Annotated in this window: 22 protein-coding genes and 1 pseudogene; 9 read left to right on the top strand and 14 right to left on the bottom strand. The window is 71.0% G+C overall.

Annotation, left to right across the window (positions count from 1 at the left end):
- Window positions 1–23 precede the first annotated feature (23 nt).
- Both ACFSC0_RS15675 and ACFSC0_RS15670 read left to right on the top strand, forming a co-directional pair.
- Complete coding sequence (locus tag ACFSC0_RS15675; RefSeq protein WP_377281807.1) at window positions 24–1,289, top strand: glycosyltransferase; 1,266 nt, start codon at window positions 24–26, stop codon at window positions 1,287–1,289.
- 96 nt (window positions 1,290–1,385) lie between these two features.
- Entirely contained in the window at window positions 1,386–1,997 is a 612-nt protein-coding gene (locus tag ACFSC0_RS15670) for a class I SAM-dependent methyltransferase (RefSeq protein WP_377281806.1), read from the top strand.
- 49 nt (window positions 1,998–2,046) lie between these two features.
- On the opposite strand, the gene ACFSC0_RS15665 is transcribed toward ACFSC0_RS15670, so the two are convergent.
- Window positions 2,047–2,205: a hypothetical protein gene (locus ACFSC0_RS15665; protein WP_377281805.1), complete on the bottom strand. Its 159-nt coding sequence runs from the start codon at window positions 2,203–2,205 to the stop codon at window positions 2,047–2,049.
- Between the two features lie 58 nt (window positions 2,206–2,263).
- Here ACFSC0_RS15665 and ACFSC0_RS15660 point away from each other — a divergent pair, with 58 nt between their 5' ends.
- A complete protein-coding gene (locus tag ACFSC0_RS15660; RefSeq protein ID WP_377281804.1) occupies window positions 2,264–2,995 on the top strand; it encodes a DUF899 family protein in 732 nt (243 codons plus the stop codon).
- A gap of 46 nt (window positions 2,996–3,041) precedes the next feature.
- Here the strand turns inward: ACFSC0_RS15660 and ACFSC0_RS15655 are convergent, their stop codons facing one another.
- From ACFSC0_RS15655 to ACFSC0_RS15645, 3 genes and pseudogenes are all read right to left on the bottom strand, one after another.
- Entirely contained in the window at window positions 3,042–5,186 is a 2,145-nt protein-coding gene (locus ACFSC0_RS15655; RefSeq protein WP_377281803.1) for a malate synthase G, read from the bottom strand.
- 171 nt (window positions 5,187–5,357) lie between these two features.
- Window positions 5,358–5,441 (bottom strand): annotated as a pseudogene (locus ACFSC0_RS15650) (hypothetical protein); the annotation flags it as partial.
- 21 nt (window positions 5,442–5,462) lie between these two features.
- Window positions 5,463–7,055 carry an isocitrate lyase gene (locus ACFSC0_RS15645; protein ID WP_377281802.1) on the bottom strand — a complete coding sequence of 531 codons (1,593 nt, stop codon included), beginning with the start codon at window positions 7,053–7,055 and terminating at the stop codon, window positions 5,463–5,465.
- A gap of 178 nt (window positions 7,056–7,233) precedes the next feature.
- Here ACFSC0_RS15645 and ACFSC0_RS15640 point away from each other — a divergent pair, with 178 nt between their 5' ends.
- Window positions 7,234–8,643, top strand: coding sequence for a helix-turn-helix domain-containing protein (locus ACFSC0_RS15640; protein WP_377281801.1), 1,410 nt, complete (start codon window positions 7,234–7,236; stop codon window positions 8,641–8,643).
- Between the two features lie 235 nt (window positions 8,644–8,878).
- Here the strand turns inward: ACFSC0_RS15640 and ACFSC0_RS15635 are convergent, their stop codons facing one another.
- Both ACFSC0_RS15635 and ACFSC0_RS15630 read right to left on the bottom strand, forming a co-directional pair.
- On the bottom strand, window positions 8,879–10,024 hold the full coding sequence (locus ACFSC0_RS15635; protein WP_377281800.1) for an amidohydrolase family protein: 1,146 nt from the start codon (window positions 10,022–10,024) through the stop codon (window positions 8,879–8,881).
- A gap of 81 nt (window positions 10,025–10,105) precedes the next feature.
- On the bottom strand, window positions 10,106–12,274 hold the full coding sequence (locus ACFSC0_RS15630; RefSeq protein WP_377281799.1) for a hybrid sensor histidine kinase/response regulator: 2,169 nt from the start codon (window positions 12,272–12,274) through the stop codon (window positions 10,106–10,108).
- Between the two features lie 164 nt (window positions 12,275–12,438).
- Here ACFSC0_RS15630 and ACFSC0_RS15625 point away from each other — a divergent pair, with 164 nt between their 5' ends.
- Window positions 12,439–12,699 (top strand): hypothetical protein, encoded by a 261-nt coding sequence (locus tag ACFSC0_RS15625; RefSeq protein WP_377281798.1) that lies wholly within the window; start codon window positions 12,439–12,441, stop codon window positions 12,697–12,699.
- Here ACFSC0_RS15625 and ACFSC0_RS15620 read toward each other — a convergent pair.
- The 4 genes from ACFSC0_RS15620 to trhA form a co-directional block, all read right to left on the bottom strand.
- The gene (locus tag ACFSC0_RS15620; protein ID WP_377281797.1) at window positions 12,696–14,294 is read right to left on the bottom strand and encodes a L,D-transpeptidase family protein; all 1,599 of its coding nucleotides are present in this window, start codon (window positions 14,292–14,294) and stop codon (window positions 12,696–12,698) included. The two genes, ACFSC0_RS15625 and ACFSC0_RS15620, sit on opposite strands and share 4 nt — an antisense overlap.
- 38 nt (window positions 14,295–14,332) lie before the next feature.
- Window positions 14,333–15,265: a DUF808 domain-containing protein gene (locus ACFSC0_RS15615; RefSeq protein WP_377281796.1), complete on the bottom strand. Its 933-nt coding sequence runs from the start codon at window positions 15,263–15,265 to the stop codon at window positions 14,333–14,335.
- Between the two features lie 110 nt (window positions 15,266–15,375).
- Complete coding sequence (locus tag ACFSC0_RS15610) at window positions 15,376–15,720, bottom strand: Kazal-type serine protease inhibitor family protein (protein WP_377281795.1); 345 nt, start codon at window positions 15,718–15,720, stop codon at window positions 15,376–15,378.
- A 30-nt stretch (window positions 15,721–15,750) separates the two neighbouring features.
- Window positions 15,751–16,428: a PAQR family membrane homeostasis protein TrhA gene (gene trhA / locus ACFSC0_RS15605; protein ID WP_377281794.1), complete on the bottom strand. Its 678-nt coding sequence runs from the start codon at window positions 16,426–16,428 to the stop codon at window positions 15,751–15,753.
- A 242-nt stretch (window positions 16,429–16,670) separates the two neighbouring features.
- Here trhA and ACFSC0_RS15600 point away from each other — a divergent pair, with 242 nt between their 5' ends.
- Entirely contained in the window at window positions 16,671–16,991 is a 321-nt protein-coding gene (locus tag ACFSC0_RS15600; RefSeq protein WP_377281793.1) for a 2Fe-2S iron-sulfur cluster-binding protein, read from the top strand.
- Window positions 16,992–17,063: 72 nt separating this feature from the next.
- Here the strand turns inward: ACFSC0_RS15600 and ACFSC0_RS15595 are convergent, their stop codons facing one another.
- Window positions 17,064–18,362: a cytochrome P450 gene (locus ACFSC0_RS15595; protein ID WP_377281792.1), complete on the bottom strand. Its 1,299-nt coding sequence runs from the start codon at window positions 18,360–18,362 to the stop codon at window positions 17,064–17,066.
- 101 nt (window positions 18,363–18,463) lie between these two features.
- Here ACFSC0_RS15595 and ACFSC0_RS15590 point away from each other — a divergent pair, with 101 nt between their 5' ends.
- A complete protein-coding gene (locus ACFSC0_RS15590; protein WP_377281791.1) occupies window positions 18,464–18,997 on the top strand; it encodes a hypothetical protein in 534 nt (177 codons plus the stop codon).
- On the opposite strand, the gene ACFSC0_RS15585 is transcribed toward ACFSC0_RS15590, so the two are convergent.
- Together ACFSC0_RS15585 and epmA are read right to left on the bottom strand one after the other, a co-directional pair.
- Window positions 18,994–20,046, bottom strand: coding sequence for a lysine-2,3-aminomutase-like protein (locus tag ACFSC0_RS15585; RefSeq protein ID WP_377281790.1), 1,053 nt, complete (start codon window positions 20,044–20,046; stop codon window positions 18,994–18,996). The genes ACFSC0_RS15590 and ACFSC0_RS15585 overlap by 4 nt on opposite strands.
- A complete protein-coding gene (gene epmA / locus ACFSC0_RS15580; protein ID WP_377281789.1) occupies window positions 20,043–21,104 on the bottom strand; it encodes an EF-P lysine aminoacylase EpmA in 1,062 nt (353 codons plus the stop codon). The genes ACFSC0_RS15585 and epmA overlap by 4 nt, the downstream gene beginning before the upstream one ends.
- 145 nt (window positions 21,105–21,249) lie before the next feature.
- Here epmA and efp point away from each other — a divergent pair, with 145 nt between their 5' ends.
- Window positions 21,250–21,816, top strand: a complete 567-nt coding sequence (gene efp / locus ACFSC0_RS15575) for an elongation factor P (RefSeq protein ID WP_377281788.1) — start codon at window positions 21,250–21,252, stop codon at window positions 21,814–21,816.
- Window positions 21,817–21,938: 122 nt separating this feature from the next.
- Here the strand turns inward: efp and ACFSC0_RS15570 are convergent, their stop codons facing one another.
- Complete coding sequence (locus tag ACFSC0_RS15570) at window positions 21,939–22,160, bottom strand: hypothetical protein (RefSeq protein WP_377281787.1); 222 nt, start codon at window positions 22,158–22,160, stop codon at window positions 21,939–21,941.
- A gap of 179 nt (window positions 22,161–22,339) precedes the next feature.
- On the opposite strand from ACFSC0_RS15570, the gene parE reads away from it, so the two are divergent.
- Complete coding sequence (gene parE, locus ACFSC0_RS15565) at window positions 22,340–24,394, top strand: DNA topoisomerase IV subunit B (RefSeq protein ID WP_377281786.1); 2,055 nt, start codon at window positions 22,340–22,342, stop codon at window positions 24,392–24,394.
- Window positions 24,395–24,436: the final 42 nt, after the last annotated feature.

Genomic DNA, 24,436 nt, shown 5'->3' with positions numbered 1-24,436 from the left:
CGCTGGTTGCGACGCCGGTCCGCATGAAGATCTCGATCCACACGCTGGGCACCCGCGGGGACGTCCAGCCCTACCTCGCCCTGGCGCTGGCGCTCATACGCGCAGGCCACCAAGTGCTACTGGCCGCGCCGCAGCAGTTCGCCGGGCTCATCGAGGGCCAGGGCGTGCCGTTCGCGCCGCTGCCGGCCGGCTTCCTGGACCTGCTCGACACGCCCCAGGGCAAGGCCGCGATCGCCCGGGGCCGCGGCTTCTCCGGCGGGCTGAAACTGCTCAAGCACGTCCGCCCCCTGATGCGCGAGCTGTTCGACGCCGAATGGCGGGCCGCGGCCGGCTTTTCGCCCGACCTGATCGTCCACCACCCCAAGTCCCTCGCCTCGCCCCACATGGCCGAGAAGCTTGGGGTGGAGGCCCTCCTCGCCTCGCCGCTGCCGGGGTTCACGCCCACCGCCGCCTTCCCCAGCCCCCTGCTGCCGTTCCGCACCCTCGGACCGCTCAACCGGGCGAGCCATCGCCTCGCGATCCAGGGTGGGCAGACCCTGTTTCGCCGCGCCATCGCGCAGTGGCGCGCCTCCGTCCTCGGGCTGGACGGGGCGGGCGCCGGCCGGGCGCCGGTGCGGACCCTCTACGCCTACAGCCCCGCCGTGCTCCCTCGGCCCGCCGACTGGTCCGACGACGTCTGCGTCAGCGGCTACTGGGTGCTGGACGCGCCCTGGGCGCCGCCGGCCGACCTCGCCGCCTTCCTGAGCGCCGGCGACAGGCCGGTGTACGTCGGGTTCGGCAGCATGCCGGGGATCGACCCCCGCGAACTCACCGAGACGGTGGCCGCGGCGCTGGCCAGGGCGGGCCGGCGCGGCGTGCTGGCTACCGGCGGCGGCGCCCTGACGCCCATCGCCGCCGGCCCGCACGTCCACTTCATCGACGCCGCCCCGCACACCGCGCTGCTGCCGCTCATGTCCGCCGCCCTCCACCACGGCGGCGCCGGGACCACCGGGGCCTCCCTCTCGGCCGGCCTGCCGACCATCGTCTGCCCCTTCATGGGCGATCAGCCGTTCTGGGCCCGCCGCGTCCACGACCTCGGCGCCGGCCCCGCCCCCCTCGACCGCCGCCGCCTCACCGCCGACGCCCTCGCCCGCGCGTTCGATGCGGCCGCGCAGCCGGGGATGGCGCGGGCCGCGGGCCGGCTGGCGGGGCGGATCGCGCAGGAGGACGAGCTGGCGACGGCGGTGGGGTTCATCGAGGGCGCGCCGCGGCGGAGTGGCGAGCGGCGGCAGGGCGCCGCGCCCCGATGAGAAGCGCGAGGTCGCCGAACCCGCGGACCCGCGCGGCCAGGTCGTTGCCGAGAGGCGCCTGTGGCGGCAAGCTCAGGCGTACGCGCGGAGGCGACCATGGCGCCCAGGTTCGTCGCAAGGCAGCTCTCCCGGCCGACCGGCCTTGGCGGCCGCATCATCCGCAGCTTGATGAACCGCGGCAACGCGAGCCTGAACAGCTATGCCGTGGAGCAGTTGCGCCTTTCCGCCGACGATCGGGTGCTGGAGATCGGGTTCGGCGGCGGCGTCGCGCTGCCGCGCCCGATCCGCGAGGCCGCCTACGTCTGCGGCGTCGACGCCTCGCCAGATGTGGTCAAGGCTGCGACTACTCGGTTTGCGAACGACGTCAGCGCCGGACGCGCGGAGTTCCGCGTCGGCATGGTCGAGAGCCTGCCCTCTCCCGACGCCGCGTTCGACAAGGCGCTGAGCGTCAACACGGTCTACTTCTGGAAAAGCCTCGAAAGCGGCGCCCGGGAGATTGGCCGCGTGCTCAAGCCCGGCGGTCGGGTCGTCCTAGGGTTCGTACCCAAGGCGCGCATGGACCGGATGAACATGCCCGCGGACATATTCACCCCGCGCAAGCCCGACGACGTGGCCGCCGCGTTGGCCGACGCCGGGTTCGACGCCGTCGAGGTGCGCAAGCCACGCGGCGATTGGGGTTGGATGACCGCGACGGGTGTGCGGACCTAGGGCGCTGCTCGGACGCTGAATGAAAGCCCGTCGTGCGGCGGCGCGGGGCTCAGGCCGCGCTGAACGGATGCGGCAGGTCACCGTAGCTGAACAGGATCACCGGGTTCTCGCCATAGTCGCCGAGCTCGGCAGCCGCCGTCGCCGAGAACGCCACCACCCCCACTCTCACAATGGCCCGCGTTGGCAGGAAATCGCCGATTTTCGACATGGCGGCCGACGCCGCTGCGCCCCATTCTCCCCCGCGGCGGGGCCCATGGAGTCCAGCGATGCGCAACGAGAGTTCCGCGATCCCCAACGTCGTCGATCGATCGACCTTCCAGAGCGCAGTTGAGGGCCTGCGCGTTCGGGAAAAGGCGCACACAAGGGAGGGCGACGCGATCGCCGCCGCCCGCCGGCGGCTTCCGATCGTGCAGGTCGACGCATCCACGCCGCTCGTCGGCGGCTGCGGGACAGTGAGGCTGCTGGATGCGTTCGAGGGCCGCCGCCAGCTCATCGCCTACTATTTCATGTGGTATCCCGGCCGTCCTGCGGCGCGGCAATGCGAGGGCTGCACCTTCTTCACCTCGCAGGTCCGCGAGGTCTCGACCCTGCACGCCAAGGGCGTCACCTACGCCACCTTCTGCCAAGGTCCCTATGCGGAGAGCGCGCGCTACCGCGACTTCATGGGCTGGGACCTGCCCTGGTACGCGGTCCCGGAGGCTTCGCTCGCCACCCTGCTGGACGGACGCCCCGCCGGCCGGATGTATCTCATCTGCTACCTGCGGCAGGGGTCCGACGTCTTCGAGACCTACTGGACCACCCGCCGCGGCGTCGAGGCCATGGACAACAACTACCGCCTCCTCGACCTCACCCTCTACGGCCGGCAGCAGGACTGGGAAGACTCGCCTCCCGGATGGCCGCAGGACCCGGAAGGGATGACCACCGACGGCCGCCCCACCTCCCAGTGGCCCCGGCTGAAGGCGGGATATCCTGACGACCTTGGCGCGCGCGCGCCGTAGGCGATCGCCGAAGCCTCGGGGTCCGCCAAGAGCGGGCCCCCGCCTCCTACCCCCTCGCCTTCCGCTCCCGCCGCCGGCGGGTCAGCACGTGCTCGGTGTAGCCGTTCGGTTGCGCCCGCCCCTCGAACACAAGCTCGAGCGCCGCCTGGTAGGCGACACTGCCCTCGAGGTCCTCCGCCATCGGCCGGTACAGCGGATCGCCCGCATTCTGCTTGTCCACGACCTTGGCCATCCGCGCGAAGGTCTCGCGGACCTGGGCTTCGGTGCAGACGCCGTGGTGGAGCCAGTTGGCGATGTGCTGGGAGGAGATGCGCAGGGTGGCTCGGTCTTCCATGAGGCCGACGTCGTGGATGTCGGGCACCTTCGAGCAGCCGACGCCCTGGTCGATCCAGCGGACCACATAGCCGAGGATGCCCTGGGCGTTGTTGTCCAGCTCCTGCTGGACATCGGCGGGGCTCCAGTTCGACTTCGCCAGCGGAGCCTTGAGCAGATCCTCCAGGCCCGTGCGCTGGGCGGCCGCGGCCATCTCCTCTTGCAGGCTGGGGACGTCCACCTCGTGGTAGTGCAGGGCGTGCAGGGTGGCGGCCGTCGGGCTGGGCACCCAGGCGGTGTTGGCGCCGGCTTTGGGGTGGCCGACCTTGGTCTTCAGCATGTCGGCCATCATGTCGGGCGCGGCCCACATGCCCTTGCCGATCTGGGCCTTGCCGCGGAAGCCGGCGGAAAGGCCGATCTCCACGTTGCGCTTCTCGTAGGACGCCAGCCACGGCTCGGCCTTCATGGCGTCCTTGCGGACTACCGGGCCGGCTTCCATGGCCGTGTGGATCTCATCGCCGGTGCGGTCGAGGAAGCCGGTGTTGATGAACACGACCCGGCTCTTGGCGGCCGCGATGCAGGCGGCGAGGTTGGCGCTGGTGCGGCGCTCCTCGTCCATGATGCCCAGCTTGACCGTGTTGCGGGCCAGGCCCAGGGCGTCCTCCACCCGGTCGAACAGCTCGACGGCGAGGGCCACCTCGTCCGGCCCGTGCATCTTGGGCTTCACGACATAGACCGAGCCGTGGCGGCTGTTGCGGCGCGCGCCGTTCAGGTCGTGCAGGGCGGCGGTGACGGTGATCAGGGCGTCGACCACGGTCTCGTAGGCGTCCTTGCCCCTAAAGCGGACCGCGTCGGTGGTCATGTGGTGGCCGACGTTGCGCACCAGCATCAGGGAGCGGCCGCGCAGGGTGAGGGTCGAGCCGTCCGGGGCGGTGTAGCTCCGGTCCTCGTTGAGGGCCCGGGTCTCGGTGCGGCCGCCCTTGTCGAAGCGGGCGACCAGGTCGCCTTTCATCAGGCCGAGCCAGTTGCGGTAGACGCCCGTCTTGTCCTCGGCGTCGACGGCGGCGACGGAGTCCTCGCAGTCCTGGATGGTGGTGAGCGCGCTCTCCACCAGCACGTCGGCGACGCCGGCGGGGTCGTCCTTGCCGATGTTGTGGACCCGGTCGATCTGGATCTCCAGGTGCAGGCCGTTGTGGCCGAGCAGCACGGCCGAAGGGGCCTCCGCATTCCCGCGCCAGCCCTTCAGCTGGGCCTCGTCGGAAAGCCGGGCCTGGCCGCCGCCCTGCTGGGCGACCACCAGCTTGCCGCCCTCGACGGCGTAGCCGGCCGCGTCGGTGTGGCTGCCGCCGGTCAGCGGGGCGACGCGGTCCAGCAGCGCGCGGGCGTAGGCGATCACCTTGCCGCCGCGCACCGGGTCATAACCCTTGCCGCCGGTCGGGGGCTCCAGGGCGTCTGTGCCGTAGAGGGCGTCGTAGAGGCTGCCCCAGCGGGCGTTCGCCGCGTTCAGGGCGTAGCGGCCGTTGGAGACCGGCACCACCAGCTGCGGGCCGGCGATCTGCCCGAACTCGGGGTCGACGTTCTGGGTCTCGATGGAGAACGGCGCGGGCTCGGGCAGCAGGTAGCCGATCTCGCGCAGGAAGGCCTCCTGCTCGGCGACGGACACGTCCTTGCCGCGGCGCTCGCGCCACCAAGCGTCGATCTTGGCCTGCAGCTCGTCCCGGCGGGCCAGCAGCGCATCGTTCTTCGGGGTGAAGTCGGCCAGCAGGGCCTCGAGGGCGGCCCAGAAGGCGGCCGGCTCTACCTTGGTCCCCGGCAGCAGCTCCTTTTCGACGAAGGCGTGGAGAAGGTCGTCGACGAAGAGATTGGAGCTGACGTCCATGGGCGGTCTCACTCTGCCTGCAAGCTGTCACGGAACAGGGCGCCCCGGAGTCTCCGAAGCGCCCTGCTCTTTCGGCCCTTGACGTCCCCTCACGCAAGAGCCGGAACCAAACGGCGCCTTCCAGCTCCTCACCTGCAGCGAAGACTGCGGGGGAGGTGGATCGGCGCGCGAGCGCCGAGACGGAGGGGGCGCTCGAAACTCCTGCGCCCCCTCCACCGCTTCGCGGTCCCCCTCCCCCGCTGCGCGGGGGAGGAGAAGAGGCGCCGAACCGGCCGCTTACGCGAACTGGTTCATGGTGTTGTGGACGCCGCCCGCCTTCAGGGCGGCTTCACCGGCGAAGTACTCCTTGTGGTCGTCGCCGATGTCCGAGCCGGACATGTTCTGGTGCTTCACACAGGCGATGCCTTCGCGGATCTCCTTGCGCTGCACGCCGGCCACGTAGCCGAGCATGCCGGCGGCGCCGAAGTACTCCTTGGCCAGGTTGTCGGTCGACAGGGCCGCGGTGTGGTAGGTCGGCAGGGTGATCAGGTGGTGGAAGATGCCCGCCCGCGCGGCCGCGTCCTTCTGGAAGGTGCGGATGCGGTTGTCGGCCTCGATCGCCAGCTCGGTGGCGTCGTAGTCGACGCTCATCAGCTTGTCGCGGTCGTAGGCGGAGACGTCCTTGCCGGCCTTCACGTAGTCGTCGAACACCTGCTGACGGAAGTTCAGCGTCCAGTTGAACGACGGGCTGTTGTTGTAGGCGAGCTTGGCGTTCGGGAAGACCTCGCGGATGCGGTCCACCATGCCGGCGATCTGGCCGATGTGGGGCTTCTCGGTCTCGATCCACAGCAGGTCGGCGCCGTTCTGCAGCGCGGTGATGCAGTCGAGGACGCAGCGGTCCTCGCCGGTGCCGGCGCGGAACTGGAACAGGTTCGAGGGCAGGCGCTTCGGACGGAACAGCTTGCCGTTGCGGTTGATCACCACGTCGCCGTTCTTGGCGGTCGCCGGGTCGATCTCCTCGACGTCGAGGAAGCTGTTGTACTTGTCGCCCAGGTCGCCCGGCTCCTTGGAGTAGGCGATCTGCTTGGTCAGGCCCGCACCCAGGCTGTCGGTGCGGGCGACGATGACGCCGTTGTCGACGCCCAGCTCGAGGAAGGCGTAGCGGACCGCGCGCAGCTTCTGGATGAAGTCCTCATGCGGGACGGTGACCTTGCCGTCCTGGTGGCCGCACTGCTTCTCGTCGGAGACCTGGTTCTCGATCTGGATGCAGCAGGCGCCGGCCTCGATCATCTTCTTGGCCAGCAGGTAGGTCGCCTCGGCGTTGCCGAAGCCCGCGTCGATGTCGCAGATCATCGGCACGACGTGGGTTTCGTAGTTGTCGATCTTGTCCTGCAGCTCCTGCTCCTTCTTGGAGTCGCCGGCCTTGCGGGCGGCGTCCAGGTCGCGGAACAGCAGGCCCAGCTCACGGGCGTCGGCCTGGCGCAGGAAGGTGTAGATCTCTTCGATCAGCTCGGGGACCGAGGTCTTCTCGTGCATCGACTGGTCGGGCAGCGGGCCGAACTCCGAGCGCAGCGCGGCGACCATCCAGCCCGAGAGGTAGATGTAGCGGCCCTTGGTGGTGCCGAAGTGCTTCTTAATGGCGATCATCTTCTGCTGGGCGATGAAGCCGTGCCAGCAGCCGAGCGACTGGGTGTAGTTGGCCGGGTCGGCGTCGTAGGCCGCCATGTCCTTGCGCATGATGTCCGCGGTGTAGCGGGCGATCTCGAGGCCGGTCTTGAACCGGTTCTGCAGGCGCATGCGGGCGACGGCTTCGGGATCGATCCCGTCCCAGGCGCCGTTCTTGTTCTTGATGAGCTGGCTCATCTCGATGATGTGGTCTTGGTAGGGCATAACGCGACCTCGGCGGAAAAACTGAAGTTGACCGAGGCCTTAGCAACACCCGCGCCGGCGTGGCGAGCCGTTGTGCAGTGCAGTGGTATAACTTTACAGCTCTTCTGTGTTATGTTGTAAGGTTCTTACACCGAGCCCGTCCGGCGACGTGCGGCTCGACGCCAAGGACCGATACGGCATGCGTGCAGACCGCCGCCTCTACCTCGGCCCGGCTCTTCGGCGGATCCGCCGCGAGCGGGGCCTGACCCAGTTCGACATGGCCCAGGACCTGGAGGTCTCCCCCTCCTATGTGGCCCTCTTGGAGCGCAACCACCGGCCGCTCAGCGCCGAGATGCTGCTGCGCCTGGCCCAGACCTACAACCTCGACATCGCCAGCCTGACCGGCGGCGGCGGGGCGGACGTCTCGGCCAAGCTGCAGCAGGTGCTGAAGGACCCGATCTTCGCCGACATCGAGCTGCCCTCGCTGGAGGTCGGCGACGTGGCCGGCAACTTCCCGGGCGTCGCCGAGGCCTTCCTGCGCCTCTACACCGCCTACCAGGAGGAGCACCTGGCGCTGGCCGACCGCGGCGCGGAGGGGCGCGAGGGCTCGGAGGCCCCCGATCCGGTGGACGAGTCGCGCCGGTTCCTGGCGGCGCGCCGCAACTGCTTCCCCTTGCTGGACGATGCGGCCGAGAAGTTCGCCGCCTTGATCGCCGAGCACGAGGGCAGCCTGCCGGCCTACTTCAAGGACCGCCACAACCTGCGGGTCCGGCGCATCCCCTCCAGCGTGATGGTCGGCTCGATGCGAAGGCTGGACCATCACCGGCGCGAGATCCTGCTCGACGACGAACTGGACGCCGCCAGCCAGCGGTTCCAGTTGGCCCTGCAGCTCGCCTATCTCGAGATGGGCAAGGAGATCGACACCGCGCTGGCCGAGGGCAGCTTCGCCACAGAGAGCGGCGAGCGGCTGACCCGCCGCGCCCTGGCCGGCTATGCGGCGGCGGCCATCATGATGCCCTACGGCCCGTTCGCCCGGGCGGTGGAGGCGCGCCGCTACGACGTGGAGGCCCTGGCCCGCCAGTTCGGGGCCAGCTTCGAGCAGACCGCCCACCGGCTCACCACCCTGCAGAAGCCCGGCCAGGAGCGGGTGCCGTTCTTCTTCATCCGGGTCGACCCGGCCGGCAACGTCTCCAAGCGGCTGGACGGGGCGGGCTTCCCGTTCGCCCGCCACGGCGGCGGCTGCCCGCTGTGGAACGTCCACGAGACCTTCCAGCGGCCCAGGCAGATCCTCACCCAATGGCTGGAGCTGCCGGACGGGCAGAAGTTCTTCTCCATCGCCCGCACGGTGACCGCGGGCGGCGGCGGCTATGGCCGCCCCCGGGTCGACCGGGCCATCGGCCTGCTCTGCGCCGAGGAGCACGCCCACAAGCTGATCTATACCCAGGGGCCCGGCGGCCAGCGTCCGGAGGCGGCGACCCCGATCGGCGTCACCTGCCGCCTGTGCCACCGCACCGAATGCACCGCCCGCAGCGCCCCGCCCATCGGCCGCCAGATCCTCCCCGACGACATCCGCCGAACGACGGCGCCGTTCGGCTTCGCGGACAGCTAGCTCCTACCTCCCCCGCGAAGCGGCGGGAGGGGGACCGCCCGCCGAAGCCGGCGAAGGCCGGCTGAAGAGCGGGGAGTGGAGGGGGCGAGCCGCATGCTCCGCCTCTCCACCGCGATCCTGCGGCAGTCCAAAGCGCCCGGCCCGTGGCCCGCCCCCTCCACCAGTCGCTCTTCGCTGGCGCTCGGCGACTGGTCCCCCTCACGCCGCTGCGCGGGGGAGGTAGAGCGGTGGTCGCTCAGCCCGCGAACATGTCCTCGAAGTTGCGGCGATAGAAGCGGTCCTTCGCCTCTTCGCTCAGCCCCTCGAAGCTGGCCTCGAACCGCTCGATGGGGTTCTTGGTGCCCTCCGGGTGCGGGTAGTCGGAGGAGAACAGGAAGAGCTCTTCCCCGCCCTCGCGGATGATCAGGCCCGCGTCCTCGGTGGCGAAGGGCGTGAAGCGCACGGCCCGGCGGATGTACTCCGACGGCGGGACGGTGAGCGAGCCCACCACCGGGTCGGTCTTGCGCCAGCCCTTCCAGGCCTGGTCGAGGCGGCGCAGGAAGTCCGGAACCCAGCCGGCGCCCAGCTCGATGACCCCGCCGCGCAGCTTCGGGAAGCGCTCGAAGACGCCGTCGAGGGCCATGGCCGCCAGGAAATTCTGCGGCGCGAAGGACAGCGAGAAGAAGTCCTTGGCGCGCAGGTTCTCGCCCCCGCCCAGCCAGTCCTTGGGCCGCGGGTGGCCGTTGTTGTGGTAGGCGCTCGGCAGGGTCGGCGACAGCGCGCCCACGTGCAGCATGAACGGCACGCCCGCCTCGCTCATCCGCCGCCAGACCGGATCGAGGTCCGGATGGCCGGGCGAGCGCTCGCCGGCGGGCGCGGCGGGCAGCCAGATGGCGCCGCAGCCGGCGCGGATGGCCGCATCGATCTCCGCCAGCGCCAGGGCCGGCTCGTCCAGCGGCACGACGCCGACCCCGATCAGCCGCGGATCGCCCTTGCAGAAGTCGGCCATCGCCCGGTTTAGCGCCCGCGCGCCGCCGTACTTCACCTCCGGATCCTTGGCCGGCAGGAACTGCGAGCCGGCGAAGGTGGTGAACACCAGCTGGCGGGCGAAGCCCAGGTCGTCGAGCGCCTTGCGCCGCTCGTCCGGGTCGATGGCGCCGAAGGCGGCCCAGCCCTTGGGCCCGGCGACGACGTTGCTGGCGATCTCGGCGGTGGCCGCCGGATCCTTGATCCGCTCCACGGCCCTGGCGATCGCCTTGGCGGCGCCCGATCCGCCGGCCTCCAGCCGCATGCTGCCCAGCCGGTCCTTCACGGCGGGATCGGCGTAGCTGGATAGCCAGTCCAGGCTCTCCATGATGTGGCTGTCGGCGTCGTTGATGACCCGGCCCGCAGCGTAGGGCATCGGCGTTCCTCCCTTTATCGTTCCCACCACTTTAGCGGGCGCCAGGGAGGGCGCAATTCGGTTTCCGTTAGGTCAGGCGCGTCAGCCGGTCCGGGCCGCGCCGCGCCCTTCCGGCGCCAGCGCGGCGGCGATGCCGGCGATCAGGCTCTCCGGGGTGATCGGCTTGGCCACGTGGGCGTCGGCGCCGGCCGCCTCGGCGGCCTGGCGATGTTCGGGCGAGGCGTTGGCGGTCAGCATGGCGATCGGCGTGGGGGCCGCGCCGGCCCGGGCCTCGCGGCGGCGGATCTCGCCCACCGCCGCCAGCCCGTCCATCACCGGCATCTGCATGTCCATCAGCACCAGGTCGAAGGCGCCGGGCCGGAAGGCGTCCACCGCCAGGGCGCCGTTGTCGACCACGTGCAGCGCCACGCCGAGCGGCTCCAGGATCAGCTGCACGACCTTCTGGTTGGTCGGGTGGTCCTCGGCTAGCAGCACGCGCATGCCCTTCAGCCGGGCGAGCGGCTCGTCCTGGGCGCGGGCGCCCTCCGGGACCGGCGCCGAACTCTCGGCCCGGGCCAGCGGGACGGTCACGGTGAAGACGCTGCCCCGCCCCGGCTCGGACGCGACGGCTATGTCGCCGCCCATCAGTTCGGCGAGCGCGCGGCTGATCGACAGGCCCAGCCCGGTGCCGCCGAACCGGCGCGAGATGGAGCCGTCCGCCTGGCTGAACCGCTGGAAGAGCCGCACGGCCGCGTCCGGCGCGATGCCGATGCCGGTGTCCGCGACCGCGATCCTCAGCCGCTCGCTCCCGCCCTCCCCGGCCACCGCGTCGACGGTGATGCGCACCTCGCCGGCGTCAGTGAACTTGATGGCGTTGGAGGCGAGGTTGGAGACGATCTGGCGGATCCGAACGGCGTCGCCGACGAACACGCCCTGGGCCGCCAGGCCGTAGACCAGCCGGAACGCCAGCCCCTTCTCCTCGGCCCGGGCGCGCATCAGCTCGACCGCGCTGTCGATCTCGGCCCGCAGGTCGAACGGGGCGGTCTCCAGCGCGAAGGCGCCGGACTCGATCTTGGCCTGGTCGAGGATGTCGCTCAGCAGCCGCTCAAGCACCTGGCCCGAGGACTGGATGAGACCCACCATCTCCTGCTGCTGCGGGGTCAGGCCGGTCCGCGCCAGCGCGCCGGCCACGCCGACCACGCCGTTCAGCGGCGTGCGGATCTCGTGGCTCATGTTGGCGACGAACTGGCTCTTGGCGAGGTTGGCGGCCTCGGCCGCGTCGCGGGCGGCCTCCAGCTCATGCTCGAGCGCCTTGCGGGCGGAGATGTCGATGACCGTGCCCAGGATGCGCACGGCCTCGCCCGCGGCGTCGCGCTCGACGACGCGGCCGCGGGTCAGGACCCATTTGTAGCTCCCGTCCTTGCAGCGCATCCGCACCTCGCAGGTGGTGTGCGGCGTGCGGCCCTCCAGGTGCTCGGCGTAGCTCCTGCGCAGACGGCCCTCGTCCTCGGGATGGAGGAAGTCGCTGAGGTGCAGGATCGGCATGGCAAGCTCGCCCGGCGCATAGCCGAACATCGCCAGCCAGTTGCGGTCGCCGTAGTAGGCCCCGTTGCGCAGGTCGTACTCGATCAGGCCGTCGCCGGCCGCCTCTAGCGCGACGGAGACCTTGCGCTCCAGGTCCAGGAGGTCGAACTGCCGGTCGGCGAGCTGGCTCAGCACCGCCTGGTGGTCCAGGGCGTAGCCGCGGGCCGCGACCAGGCCCATCAGGATCAGGCCTGAGATCGCCAGCGCCGTCAGGCCGGGGCCGTAGGCGAGGATCGGGCCGGCCAGGGCCGCCAGGATCCCCGGCGCCAGCGAGATCCACAGCAGGCGGCGCGACCCGGCGAAATAGACGAAGATGTTGGTGAAGGAGCCCGACAGCCAGGCGATCCCGAGCGCCACCCCGACGGCAGAACCCTGGGCGAGCGAGGCCACGGCGAGCAGGTGGAAGATGGCCGCGCCCGCGACGTTGAGCACCGCGTAGACCGCCAGGCCCCTCTCCTGCGGCAGGCCGACGACGTAGCGGTCGAGAAGCTGGGTGCTGACCGCCTCCCAGATGAGCACCGCCGCCAGCCAGCCCATCACGAAGGGCCAGGGCAGGAAGATCAGGGCGATCAGCGCGAACGCGGCGGCCGCGGCCAACCGGCCGCGCTGGCTCGATCGGCCGAGCCGGCGGGTCGTCTGGATGCCGAACTCGCCATCGGCCATGCGCGCGCCGCCGAGTGTGTCCACCGCGGGCCTCCCCTCGGCTCCGGATCGCCCAAGTCGGCGACAGAGCCGTTCCCGAACGACGATATTCGCAGCGAATGCCGAAAAGCTCGTTAAGGGCCGCCTTGTGATTCGCGCCGGAAGGCAAGGCCGGTCTAGACATCGCGCCGGGGGGCGAGGAGGCCGTCATGACCCCAGCACCGCACCCCTTCCTGCCCCACCTGGCCGCCGAGACGCTCGGCAAGGGCGCCGTCGAGGCCATCGGTCTGTGGGAGAGCGGCTGGCGCATCTGGGCCGAGTACGTCGCGGACCTGACCTCTGCCTTCACGCCCGAGGCCGTGCTGCAGGCCAACTGCAAGCTGTTCGCCAACTGGGTCGCGGCGCCGGGGCTCGCCGCCGGCGAGGTGCAGCGCGAAACCGGCCTGACGACCCCGACCCTGAACGCCTAGGGCCCGAGTTCCACCGCTCCGGCGCTCTCGGCCTCGGACGCGGCCCCCTCGCCGCCGCCCAGCCCCATCGCCTGCGCCAGCCGCGCGTCCCAGCCGTAGGGGTCCGGCCCCAGCAGGATGCGGCCGTCGGGGCCCAGGACGGCCGAGTGGTAGAGCAGTCGCACCGGAAGCTCGGCGGTGAGCTCCACCACCGTCGTCTCCCCCGAGGCGAGAGCGTCCTCGAAGTTGGCGGCGCCGTACCGCTCGGCCAGGAAGCGGGCGAACTCGACCGCCTTCTCCACCCTGACGCAGCCATGGCTCCGGTGCCGCCGGTCGGTGGCGAACAGGGCCTTGGCCGGGGTGTCGTGCAGATAGATGGCGTACTCGTTCTGCATGTCGAACTTGACCAGCCCCAGGGCGGCGTCGGGGCCCGGGCGCTGGATCACCCGTCCGTCCTGCACGACCATGTTGTTGCGGCGCAGGTAGCCGGCGCCCTTGGGCAGGATCTCCTCGGCGGCGATCCGCTGGGGCACGTTCCAGGGCGGGTTCACGACCAGCTGCCGGAACGAGTCCTGCAGCATCGGCGTCGCCCGCTTCTTCTCGCCGACCACCGTGCGGCCCGACCAGGCCACCGCCCCGTTGTCCACGTAGGCCAGCGTCGCCCAGGCGGTGTTCACGTCGATGCGGGTCGCCGGCGGACGGCGCGCGAGCCAGCGGCGGCGCTCCAGGTTCACCGCCAGCTGCCGGGCCCGCTCGGCCGAGCCGGCGCCCAGGGCTTTCAGGGTCGCCGGCCCGATGATCCCGTCGGGCTTCAGGCCCGCCTCCGTCTGCAGCTTGCGGACCGCGGCGACCAGGTCGGGGCCGTAGGTCTCCGGATCCGCGGCCTCGTCCAGATAACCGCGCGCCTGCAGGTGTCGCGCGATCGCCGGCAGGCGCGCATCGGAACCTCCGGGGCGGATCAGCGGCCCGTCCTCCAGGCCGCCGCCGGGGGCAGGATCGGCGCGCGCCGCAAGATAGGCGCGGGACAGCGCCTGGTACTCGGCGTCCTGCGGCGGCAGCGAGGCCAGCCAATCCGCAACCTCGCCGCGCTCCAAGGCCTGGGCGAGGCCGGCGACCACGTCGACGTTGTTCCGCTCCAGCTCGAAAATGTCGTGCAGGCTGTTCGGGTCGACCACGCCATGGGCCAGCGCCTTGGCGTAGGCCAGGGCGGCCTGGGTCAGGCCCGCATCGCGCCGGGCCGGATCCTCCGAGGCGACGATCATCTCGAGGAAGGGTTGGGCGTTCAGGCCGTGGCGCGGCGCGGCCTCCAGCGCCTCGGTCAACGCCCTCGCCTCGCGCTCGCCCCAGGCGGCGCTCCAGCCGCGGGCCGAGTAGAACCGCTCCACCAGAGGATCGCCGGCGAGGCGGCGCAGCTCCGCGCCTGCGACGTCCCCCGGCGGCCCCTCCTGGCACGCGGCGCCGGTGGCCAGGACCGCCGAGGCGCAAAGCATCAGGCTCGCCTGGCGCACCGCCCGGACGGGCCAGCCGAGCGGCGGACGGCGATGGGGGAGGTCTGCGGCGGAGACGACGCGCAGGGTCTGCGGGCGGGGCGAAAACGCGAACTTACTCAGGACCATTGCAACGCTAACTGCGTCGCTGGATGAGGGTTCCGCGGCTAGTGCTTGCGGTGGAAGGGCAGCAAGGCGGCGACGACGGCCGCGCCGACCGTCAGCCCCACGACCGCCGAGGCGGCGGCGTAGGCGATCCAGCCGGCGACGCCGCCGACGGCCGGCAGGGCCGCGGCGGCGGCGTGCCGGGCGCCCTCCACCAGGTTCGGCACGAAGTCGACGTGGAACTCGTGAAGCCCGTGCACGATGATGCCGCCGCCGACCCACAGCATCGCTGCGGTGCCGACCACCGACAGCAGCGAGAGCACGTGCGGCATGGCGCGGACCAGCCCGCGCCCCAGGCCGCGGCGGAAGGCGTCCGGCCGCTGCGACAGGTGCACGCCGACGTCGTCCATCTTCACGATCAGCGCCACGACGCCGTAGACGCCGACGGTGATGACCAGCCCGACCAGCGCCAGGGCGGCCGCCTGCACGGCCAGCGACCGGTCGGAGAGATCGGCCAGTGCGATGGCCATGATCTCGGCCGAGAGGATCAGGTCGGTGCGGATCGCGCCCGCGACCTTCTGCTTCTCCAGCTCTTCGGAGCTGAGGGCCAGCTCGCTCAGGTCCTCGCCGGGGTGGTGGCCGCCGACGGCCTCCATGAGCTTCTCTGTGGCCTCGAAGCAGAGATAGGCGCCGCCGAGCATCAGCAGCGGGGTCACCGCCCAGGGGGCGAAGGCGCTGAGCAGCAGGGCGCCGGGCAGCAGGAAGACGAACTTGTTCTTCAGCGAGCCGAGGGCGATCTTCCAGATGATCGGCAGCTCGCGGTCGGGCGTGAAGCCCATGGCGTAGCCGGGCGTCACCGCCGCATCGTCGACCACCACCCCGACCGCCTTGGAGCCCGCCCGCCCGGCCGCCCCGGCGACGTCGTCCACCGAGGCGGCGGCGATCTTGGCGATGCCGGCGACGTCGTCGAGCAGTGCGGCGAGGCCCGAGGCCATGCGAAGTCCCCCAAAGGTCGCCCGCCATCGACAGGCGGGGCGGATCGCTCGCTAGGGGCTCTCTGCGCCGCCGTAAAGCCGATTGTGGCGCACGCCGGCCGAGGCGCCGGTCAGTTCGCCGGGCACTCGCCCTGCGAGAGCACGTTCGTGCCCGCCGACTGCGCCTCGCAGGCGTTGCCGTAGGTCTTGCCGTCGCAGCCGCAGACCGGCTGGTAGATGCGGGTGCAGGCCTGCGGCGTCGGCCGGCAGACGCCCGCCGCGTCCGGCATGCGGCACTGGCCGGGCTCCATCATGCAGCTCTGGCCGCTCGGGCAGGAGAAGCCGGCGATGCCGCCGCACATCCCGCCCGGGCCCGGCCGTCCGCCCGACGACGGCGGCCCCGCCCCCGCCGCCGCCTGGCAGGCCGCCAGCAGCCCCGCGGCCGCCAGGGCGATAAGGGATCGCGCGATGGTCATGGGCAGGGTCCTCCTGACGGCTTCGACGCCTCAGCGCGAGGCGAGCACCACGCCGATCAGCACGGCGGCCCAGTGGGCCGAGGCGGCGGCGACGACGTGGCCGTGCCAGATGGCTCTGGCGAATTTCAGTCGCTTGTTCACGTAGAAGGCGACGCCGGTGGAGTAGAGGACGCCGCCGACGGCCAGCAGCACCAGCGCGCCCCAGGTGATGCTGGAGGCGAGCGGGCGCAGGGCGATGACGACGATCCAGCCCAGCGCCAGGTAGAGCACCACCCAGAACTTGCGGTCGAGCTCCTTCAGGAAGAGCTTGCCGAGGGCGCCGAGGCCGGCGATCGACCACACCGCCGCAGTCATGCCGATGGCCCAGGCGCCGTCGAGCAGCTGGGTCGTGAAGGGGGTGTAGGAGCCGGCGATCATCAGGAAGATGCCGGCGTGGTCGAGGCGCCGCAGCCGCGGCCGCCAGGCGGCCTTGGCGAAGTTGTAGGCGGTGGAGAAGCCCAGCATCGCCAGCAGGCCCGCGGCGTAGATCGACACGCCCACGACGAGGCTGATCGAGCGCTCCTGCACGGCGAGGATCAGCAGCACGGCCCCGCCCACCAGCGCCAGCGTCAGGCCGACCACGTGCACCACCAGGTCCGCGCACTTGGCGGCGGGCGTCGGGTAGTGGCGCGGCGGACGCGCCGGCTGGGCGGCGGTCGGGATGCTCATGCGGGGCTCGGGTCAGGCGGGACGCGGGAGGCCAGTGAAGCCACGATGCCCCCGCTCTGCAAGCGCCGCTGCGACGGCGGCGCGCTTTTCGCGGGCCGTGTGTCGTCGGCGGGCGCCGCGCCGCCCTCGCCGCCTCCCTCAGGGCCCGCTGCAAGATGCTGTTTTGTCGGCTTTTCGAACAGCGTTCAGGTCGTTGTATTCGATCCCACAAGGCGGCGGACAGCATCGCCGAGGGGAGGACCATGCCGAAGATCACCTACAGGACCTATAGCGGGGAAGAGCGGACCCTGGAGCTGCCGGAAGGCCTCTCCGTCATGGAGGGCGCCGTGAAGAACGCCATCGGCGGGATCGACGCCGACTGCGGCGGCGCCTGCGCCTGCGCCACCTGCCACGTCTATGTGGACGAGAGCTGGCTGGACCGGCTGGAGCCGGCCTCGGACATGGAGCGGAGCATGCTCGATTTCGCCGAGAACACCCAGGAGAACTCCCGCCTCGCCTGCCAGATCAAGGTGAAGCCCGAACTCGACGGCCTGCTCGTGCAGACGCCCGAGAGCCAGCACTAGCGCGAAAACAGGGCCTGGCGAGCGATCGCCAGGCCCTGAAAAGGTCTGCGGAAACGCCGCAGCTCTCGGCGTCTAACGCCGGGAGGGGATCAGGACCTTCATCTCCTCGTAGCCTTTGACGAAGATCGAATAGGTGCGCTTGGGCTCCTCGAGCACACGGACCTCCGGGAAGCGCTTGAGGATCTCTTCCCAGATGATGGTCAGTTGCAGCTCGGCCAGCCGGTTGCCGACGCAGCGGTGGATGCCGAAGCCGAACGACAGGTGCTGGCGCGGCCGCGGCCGGTCGATGATGTAGGCGTACGGGTCCTCGATGACCTCGTCGTCCCGGTTCCCCGAGACGTACCACATGACCACCTTGTCGCCCTCGCGGATGGTCTTGCCCTGGAACTCGAAGTCCTGGTTGGCCGTGCGCGACATGTGCGCCAGCGGCGTCTGCCAGCGGATGGTCTCCGACACCATCGAGGGGATCAGGGCCGGGTTCGCCCGCAGCTTCTCGTACTGGTCCGGGTTGCGGTTCAGGGCGAACACCGAGCCGGAGATGGTGTTCCGGGTGGTGTCGTTGCCGCCGATGATCAGCAGCGTCACGTTGGAGAAGAACTCGTCCATCGTGCAGTCGCGGGTCTCCGGCCCGTGCGCAAGCATCGAGATCAGGTCGCCGGCCGGCGGGGCGTTCACCCGCTGGTTCCACAGGTCGATGAAGTAGTTCCGGCAGTCGTTCAGCGCCTCGCGCATCTCCTGGTAGCTGGCCACCGGGCCGTGGCCGGGCGCCGTGGTCATGGTGTCGGACCAGAAGGTCAGCTTGCGGCGCTCCTCGAACGGGAAGTCGAACAGCGTCGCCAGCGTCATGGTGGTGAGCTCTTTCGAGACCAGGTCGACCCAGTCGAACGGCTCGCCGATCGGCAGCGAATCGAGGATCTGGCCGGCGCGCTCGCGGATCTGCGGCGCCATCTCGTGCAGCCGGGCCGGGGCGACGGCCGGGCTCACGGTCTTGCGCTGGACGTCGTGGCCGGGTGGATCCATGCCGATGAAGCTCGGAGCGGCGGCGCGGTCGCGGGCCAGCTGCGCCTCAGGCGGCAGGACGCTGGACTTGGGCGACAGGGCGATGCCCTTGGCCGACGAGAACACCTGGTGATTGGTGTCGATCGCCATGATGTCGTTGTACTTGGTGATCGACCAGAAGGCCCCGTAGTTGCTGTCCGGGGTGTAGTGGACCGGGTCTTCCTTGCGCAGCCGGTCGAAATAGACCCAGTGCGAATCGTCGCGGAAGGCCGAGGCCCAGGCCGGGTTCAGCGTCTCCAGCGGGGTCTCGTAGGCGCGCCTGCGGGCCAGCGCCCGGGCGTCCGCCAGTACATCTACGGCGCCGTCGGCCATGGTCTTCATCTCCCCAACGTCTTGTCGGCCCACAGTGGGGCGATCCGAACACTGTTCCGCAAGGCTTATCCGTTCACGGGGGTGATACGTTCCCTTCCGCGATGCGCGCCTTCCTCGACTTCGAAGCCTCCTCGCTGGCCGACGACAGCTATCCCATCGAGGTCGGATGGGTGTTCGAGGACGGCCGGCGCGAGGAGCACCTGATCCGGCCAGCGCCCGGCTGGACCGACTGGGCCGCCGACGCGGCGGCCGTGCACCGACTGACCCGCGAGCGCCTGCTGAGCGAGGGCGAGCCGCACGAGGCCGTCGCCCGCCGGATCCTCGAGGTTCTTGGCGACAACGAGGTCTACGTCAGCGCCCCGTCGTGGGACGGGAAGTGGCTGAGCGTGCTGCTCCGCGCCGCCGGGCTCCCGCGCCACGCGATGCGCTTCAAGCCGACCGCCGAGGCGCACGCGGCGGCCATCGCCGAGGCCTGGGGCCGTGATCCCACGCCGGAGGAGGTGGAGGGGCTCGTCACGCTCGCCCGCCTAGCGGTCGCCACCGAACCGGTCCGCCACCGCGCCCTGGCCGACGCCGAGCAGGAGCTGCGGCTGTGGCGGGAGGTGGGGCGCATGGCGCGCGAGGCGGTCCGCTAGCCGCCGTTCCCCTGCGTCGTGGGGCGCCTGGCCGAGGCGTAATCGGGCTCACCCTGGGCGTCGGCCTCCAGCCAGGCCTCGCTCGCAGGAACCTTGCCCCGGCCGCCTGGCAGGTCGACGACGTAGGTGGGCTGGGCCAGGCCCGACACCGCCCCGCGCAGCGCCGAGACCACCGCCCGGCCCTCTTCCAGCGTCGGGCGCAGATGGCTGGTGCCCGGGGCCAGGTCCGGATGGTGCAGGTAGTAGGGCCGGATGCGGGTCTCGACGAAGGCGCGCATCAGGGCGGCCAGCGCCTGCGGCGTGTCGTTGACGCCCTTCAGCAGCACCGTCTGGGAGACCATCGGCAGGCCGGCGTCGATCAGCCGGGCGCAGGCGGCGCGGGCCGCCGGCGTCAGTTCGTCGGCGTGGTTGGCGTGCAGGGCGACCCACACGGCCTTGCCCGCCGGCGGCTGCAGGGCCGCGACGAGTTCCGGCGTCACCGCCTCGGGATCGACCGCCGGCACACGGGTGTGGATGCGCACGACCTTCACATGCTCGATCGCGCCCAGCCTGGCCATCAGTTCGGCGATCCGGCGGGGGGACAGCACCAGCGGATCGCCGCCGGTCAGGATCACCTCCCAGATCTCGGGACGGGCGGCGATGTAGGCCAGGGCCTCGTCCAGCGCCTCGCCGGCCAGCGCGCCGTGCCCGTCCGGCCCCACCATCTCCCGCCGGAAGCAGAAGCGGCAGTAGACGGCGCAGGTGTGGGTGACCTTCAGCAGCACCCGGTCGGGGTAGCGGTGGACGATGCCCTCCACCGGCGCATGGGCGAAGTCGCCGATCGGATCGGCGCTCTCCTCTGGGCGTGTCTCCAGCTCGGCGGGGTCGGGCAGGAACTGGCGGGAGACGGGCCCCTCCCCGTTCTCGGCCGCGACCCGCTCGGCCACCGCCGGCGTCACCGCCACCGCGTAGCGGGCGGCCACCGCCTGCAGCTCCGGGAGCCGCGCGGGATCGATCAGCCCGGCGTCGGCCAGGGCCTCGGCGGTGCGCAGCGTCTTGTGGAAGGTCATCGGGGCGGATCGAACTCGGGGACGGGCGTCCATAGCACCTGCTCGATCCTCTGGGCGCCCGTAACCAGCATCACCAGCCGGTCGAAGCCCAGCGCCGAGCCGCTGGCCGGCGGCATCCGGGCGAGCGCCGCCAGGAAGTCCTCGTCGATGGGATAGCGCTCGCCATAGACGCGCGCCTTCTCGGCCATCTCCGCCTCGAAGCGGCGGCGCTGCTCGGCCGGGTCGGTGAGCTCGCCGAAGGCGTTGGCCAGCTCAACGCCGCAGGCGTAGAGCTCGAACCGCTCGGCCACCCTCGGGTCCGACGGCTTGGGCCGGGCGAGCGCGGCCTCCTGCGCCGGATATTCGCACAGGATCGTCGGCCGGCCGTCGCCCAGGTGCGGCTCGATCCGCTCAACCAGCACCTTGGAGAAGATGTCGGACCAGCCGTCGTCCGCCGCAACGCGGACGCCCGCGGCGGACGCCGCGGCGGCCAGGCCGTCGCGGTCCACCTCTTCGGCCTCAACGGTGGCGAGCAGGTCGATCCCGGCGAACCGGTCGAACGCCTCGGCCAGGGTGACCCGCTCCGGCTCGGCGAACGGATCGGCCGTCCGGCCGCGGAAGGCGAGCGTCGCGGCCCCGGCCATCTCGGCGGCTAGCCCCAGGAGCGAGGCGCAATCGTCCATCAGAACCTGGTACGGCGCGCCGGCCCGGTACCATTCCAGCATGGTGAACTCGGGATGGTGCAGCGGCCCGCGCTCGCGGTTGCGGAACACCCGGGCGAAGTCGAAGATCGCCCCCTCCCCGGCCGCCAGCAGCTTCTTGGCCGCGAACTCCGGCGAGGTGTGGAGGTAGAGCCCCCGCCGCTCGCCGGCCGGCCCAAGCGCCTCGGTGGCGAAGGCGTGCAGATGGGCCTCGTTGCCGGGCGAGACCTGCAGGATCCCGGCCTCCACCTCGGTGAACCCCTGGCCCTCGAACCAGCCGCGCAGGCCCGCCTTGATGCGCGCGCGCGCTGCAAGGAACGGGCGGCGGTCGGCGTGGCGCTCTGGGCTCCACCAGGGGGATGGGGACGGCTGGGACAATGGGAACCTGGGGTCGGGCGCGACGCGACGGCGGCTGGCGAATTTGCGCCAATCGCTATAGGTGCACGCCCACGCCGCTGTTTAGCGAAAATTACACCGGGCGCGGCTCAAACGGCCGCGGACGAGAACGAAGGATACGAAAGACGTGAAGGTCGCCGCCAGCTCGCTCAGGAAAGGGTCCGTCGTCGACATCGACGGCAAGCTCTACGTCGTCCTGAACGCCGAGAACATCCACCCCGGCAAGGGCACCCCGGTGACCCAGCTGAACATGCGCCGCATCTCCGACGGGGTGAAGATCTCCGAGCGCTACCGCACCACCGAGCAGGTGGAGCGCGCCTTCGTGGACGAGCGGGACCACACCTTCCTCTACCAGGACGGCGAAGGCTTCCACTTCATGAACCCGGAGAACTACGACCAGCTGGTCGCCAGCCCGGAAGTGATCGGCGATGCGGCCGTCTACCTGCAGGAAGGGATGACCGTCTCCCTCTCCACCCACGACGGTGTGCCGATCGCCATCACCCTGCCCCAGCGCGTGACGCTCGAGATCGTCGAGACCGAGCCGGCGGTGAAGGGCCAGACGGCCTCGTCGTCCTACAAGCCGGCCATCCTGTCGAACGGCCAACGGGCGATGATCCCGCCCTACATCACCGCGGGCACGAAGATCGTCGTCCTCACCGAGGACGGCTCCTACGTGGAACGGGCGAAGGACTGACCGTCCGGTGACGGGCTGCGCCGCAGGCGCTGCCTGTCACCCACCGCGCGCAGGGTGACAGGTAGGGCCGCATTGCGTCCCAACCCGTCACCGGCGAGCCTCGTGCGGAAGGAAGGTTCGCCTCAGAACTTCTGCGCGATCAGCCAGTAGAGCGCGAACATCGCCGCCGCGGGCGTCAGGAAGGCCCCGGCGGTGAACCAGACCGACTTGCTCTCCGGCGGGATCACCGAGACCAGCAGGCTGCCCAGGAACACGGCCAGGAACACGGCGAGCGCCGTGCCGACGATGTTCAGGATTTCTTTGGGTACGGGGCGCCCACGCGGGCGCGCGCTCTCGAGCGACATAGGTTGATCCTCCCAAGCCCGCGGCCGCGCCTATGCTGGCGCTTGTCCGCGTCCGGGCGAATGGAGCCAGAGGCCCACGCGCTTGGCAAGCGGCGAGACGCCACATTGCGGTGGAGCTTGCCCCCGGCGGCCGCCCTGCCGCATACGAACCCCTCCCCGAATCGCGCCACCTTGCTCCCGTGCCAAAGACCGCCCAAGCCTCACTCTTCGACGATGCGCTGAACCCGGCCCCGGCCGCGCCGCTGGCCGAGGCTCACGAGCCGCGCCCCGATCCCGCCGTCGTGGGCGTCAAGGCGCCCGCAAGCGGCTATTCGGCCAAGGACATCGAGGTCCTGGAGGGGCTGGAGCCGGTCCGCAAGCGGCCGGGCATGTACATCGGCGGGACCGACGAGCGGGCCCTGCACCACCTGTTCGCCGAAGTGCTCGACAACGCCATGGACGAGGCCGTGGGCGGCTTCGCCAAGGTGATCGAGGTCACCCTCGCAGCCGACGGCACGCTGACTGTGCGCGACGACGGCCGCGGCATCCCGGTCGACCCGCACCCGAAGCACCCGGGCAAGTCGGCGCTGGAAGTGATCATGACCGTCCTGCACTCGGGCGGGAAATTCTCCGGCAAGGCCTACGAGACCTCCGGCGGCCTGCACGGCGTGGGCGTGTCGGTCGTCAACGCCCTTTCCGAGCACGTCGAGGTCACCTCCTGGAAGGACGGCTTCGTCTGGCGCCAGGCCTTCGCGCGCGGCAAGCCGCTGGGCCAGATCGAGAAGCTTGAGCCCACCAAGCGCAAGGGCACGGCCGTCGCCTTCCGGCCCGACGAGCAGATCTTCGGAGAGGGCTGCGCCTTCAAGCCGGCCCGGCTCTACCGGATGGCCCGCTCGAAGGCCTACCTGTTCGGCGGCGTCGAGATCCGCTGGAAGTGCGACCCCTCGCGGATCCACGACCAGACTCCGGCCGAGGCGGTCTTCCGCTTCCCCAACGGCCTGGCCGACTTCCTGGCCGAACGGGTCAAGGACATCGAGACGGTCACCCCCGAGCCCTTCGCCGGCCGCTACGAGCGCCCGGGCGATCCGCACAAGGTGGAATGGGCCGTCGCCTGGACGCCCGCCGGCTTCGGCGAGGCCGACGGCTTCATGCAGTCCTACTGCAACACCGTGCCGACCCCCGAGGGCGGCACCCACGAGGCGGGCTTGCGCGCCGCCCTCACCCGCGGCCTCAAGGCCTATGGCGAACTGGTCGGCGAGAAGCGGGCCGGGCTGATCACCGCCGAGGACGTGGTCGCCCAGGCCGGCTGCATGGTCTCGGTGTTCATCCGCAACCCCGAGTTCCAGGGCCAGACCAAGGAGCGGCTGTCCTCCTCGGAAGCCCAGCGCCTCGTCGAGAACGCCCTTCGCGATCCCTTCGACCACTGGCTGACCGGCCAGCCGAAGGCGGCTGGCGCCCTCCTCCAGTTCGTCATCGAACGGGCCGAGGAGCGGCTGAAGCGGCGCAAGGAGAAGGAGGTCGCCCGGGCCTCGGCCACGCGCAAGCTGCGGCTGCCTGGCAAGCTGGCCGACTGCTCGGGCCAGGCGACCGACGGGACCGAGATCTTCCTGGTCGAGGGCGATAGCGCCGGCGGCTCGGCCAAGCAGGCGCGCGACCGGCGCACCCAGGCCATCCTGCCCCTGCGCGGCAAGATCCTGAACGTCGCCTCCGCCGGCGCCGACAAGCTGGTGGCCAACAAGGAGCTGGCCGACCTGCTGCTGGCCCTCGGCGTCCAGGCGGGCAGCAAGTTCAAGGAAGAGGACCTGCGCTACGAGCGGGTGGTCATCATGACCGACGCCGACGTGGACGGGGCCCACATCGCCAGCCTGCTGATCACCTTCTTCTACCGGACCATGCCGGAGCTGATCCGTTCGGGCCGGCTCTATCTGGCCCTGCCCCCGCTCTACCGGATCAGCCACGGCTCCAAGGTCGTCTACGCCAAGGACGACGAGCACCGCGAGCAGCTGCTGGCCACCGAGTTCAAGGGCAAGAAGCCGGACATCAGCCGCTTCAAGGGCCTGGGCGAGATGATGCCGGCCCAGCTGAAGGAGACGACCATGGATCCGAAGACCCGGACCCTGGCCCGCGTCACCCTTCCCCGCGCCGAGGAGGCGGTCGAGGACCTGGTGGAGACCCTGATGGGCCGCAAGCCCGAGCTGCGCTTCCGCTTCATCCAGGAAAACGCCGAGTTCGCCGCCGCCGACCTGGACGTCTGAGGCCGCCTCGGAACGTCGCCGCTCCGGTCACGTTGTCTCGGC

It is taken from the genome of Phenylobacterium terrae (assembly GCF_042681205.1).
Taxonomy (GTDB): domain Bacteria; phylum Pseudomonadota; class Alphaproteobacteria; order Caulobacterales; family Caulobacteraceae; genus Phenylobacterium; species Phenylobacterium terrae.
The sequence above is the reverse complement of the archived record's forward strand: the minus strand, read 5'-3'. Positions and strand labels throughout refer to the sequence as shown.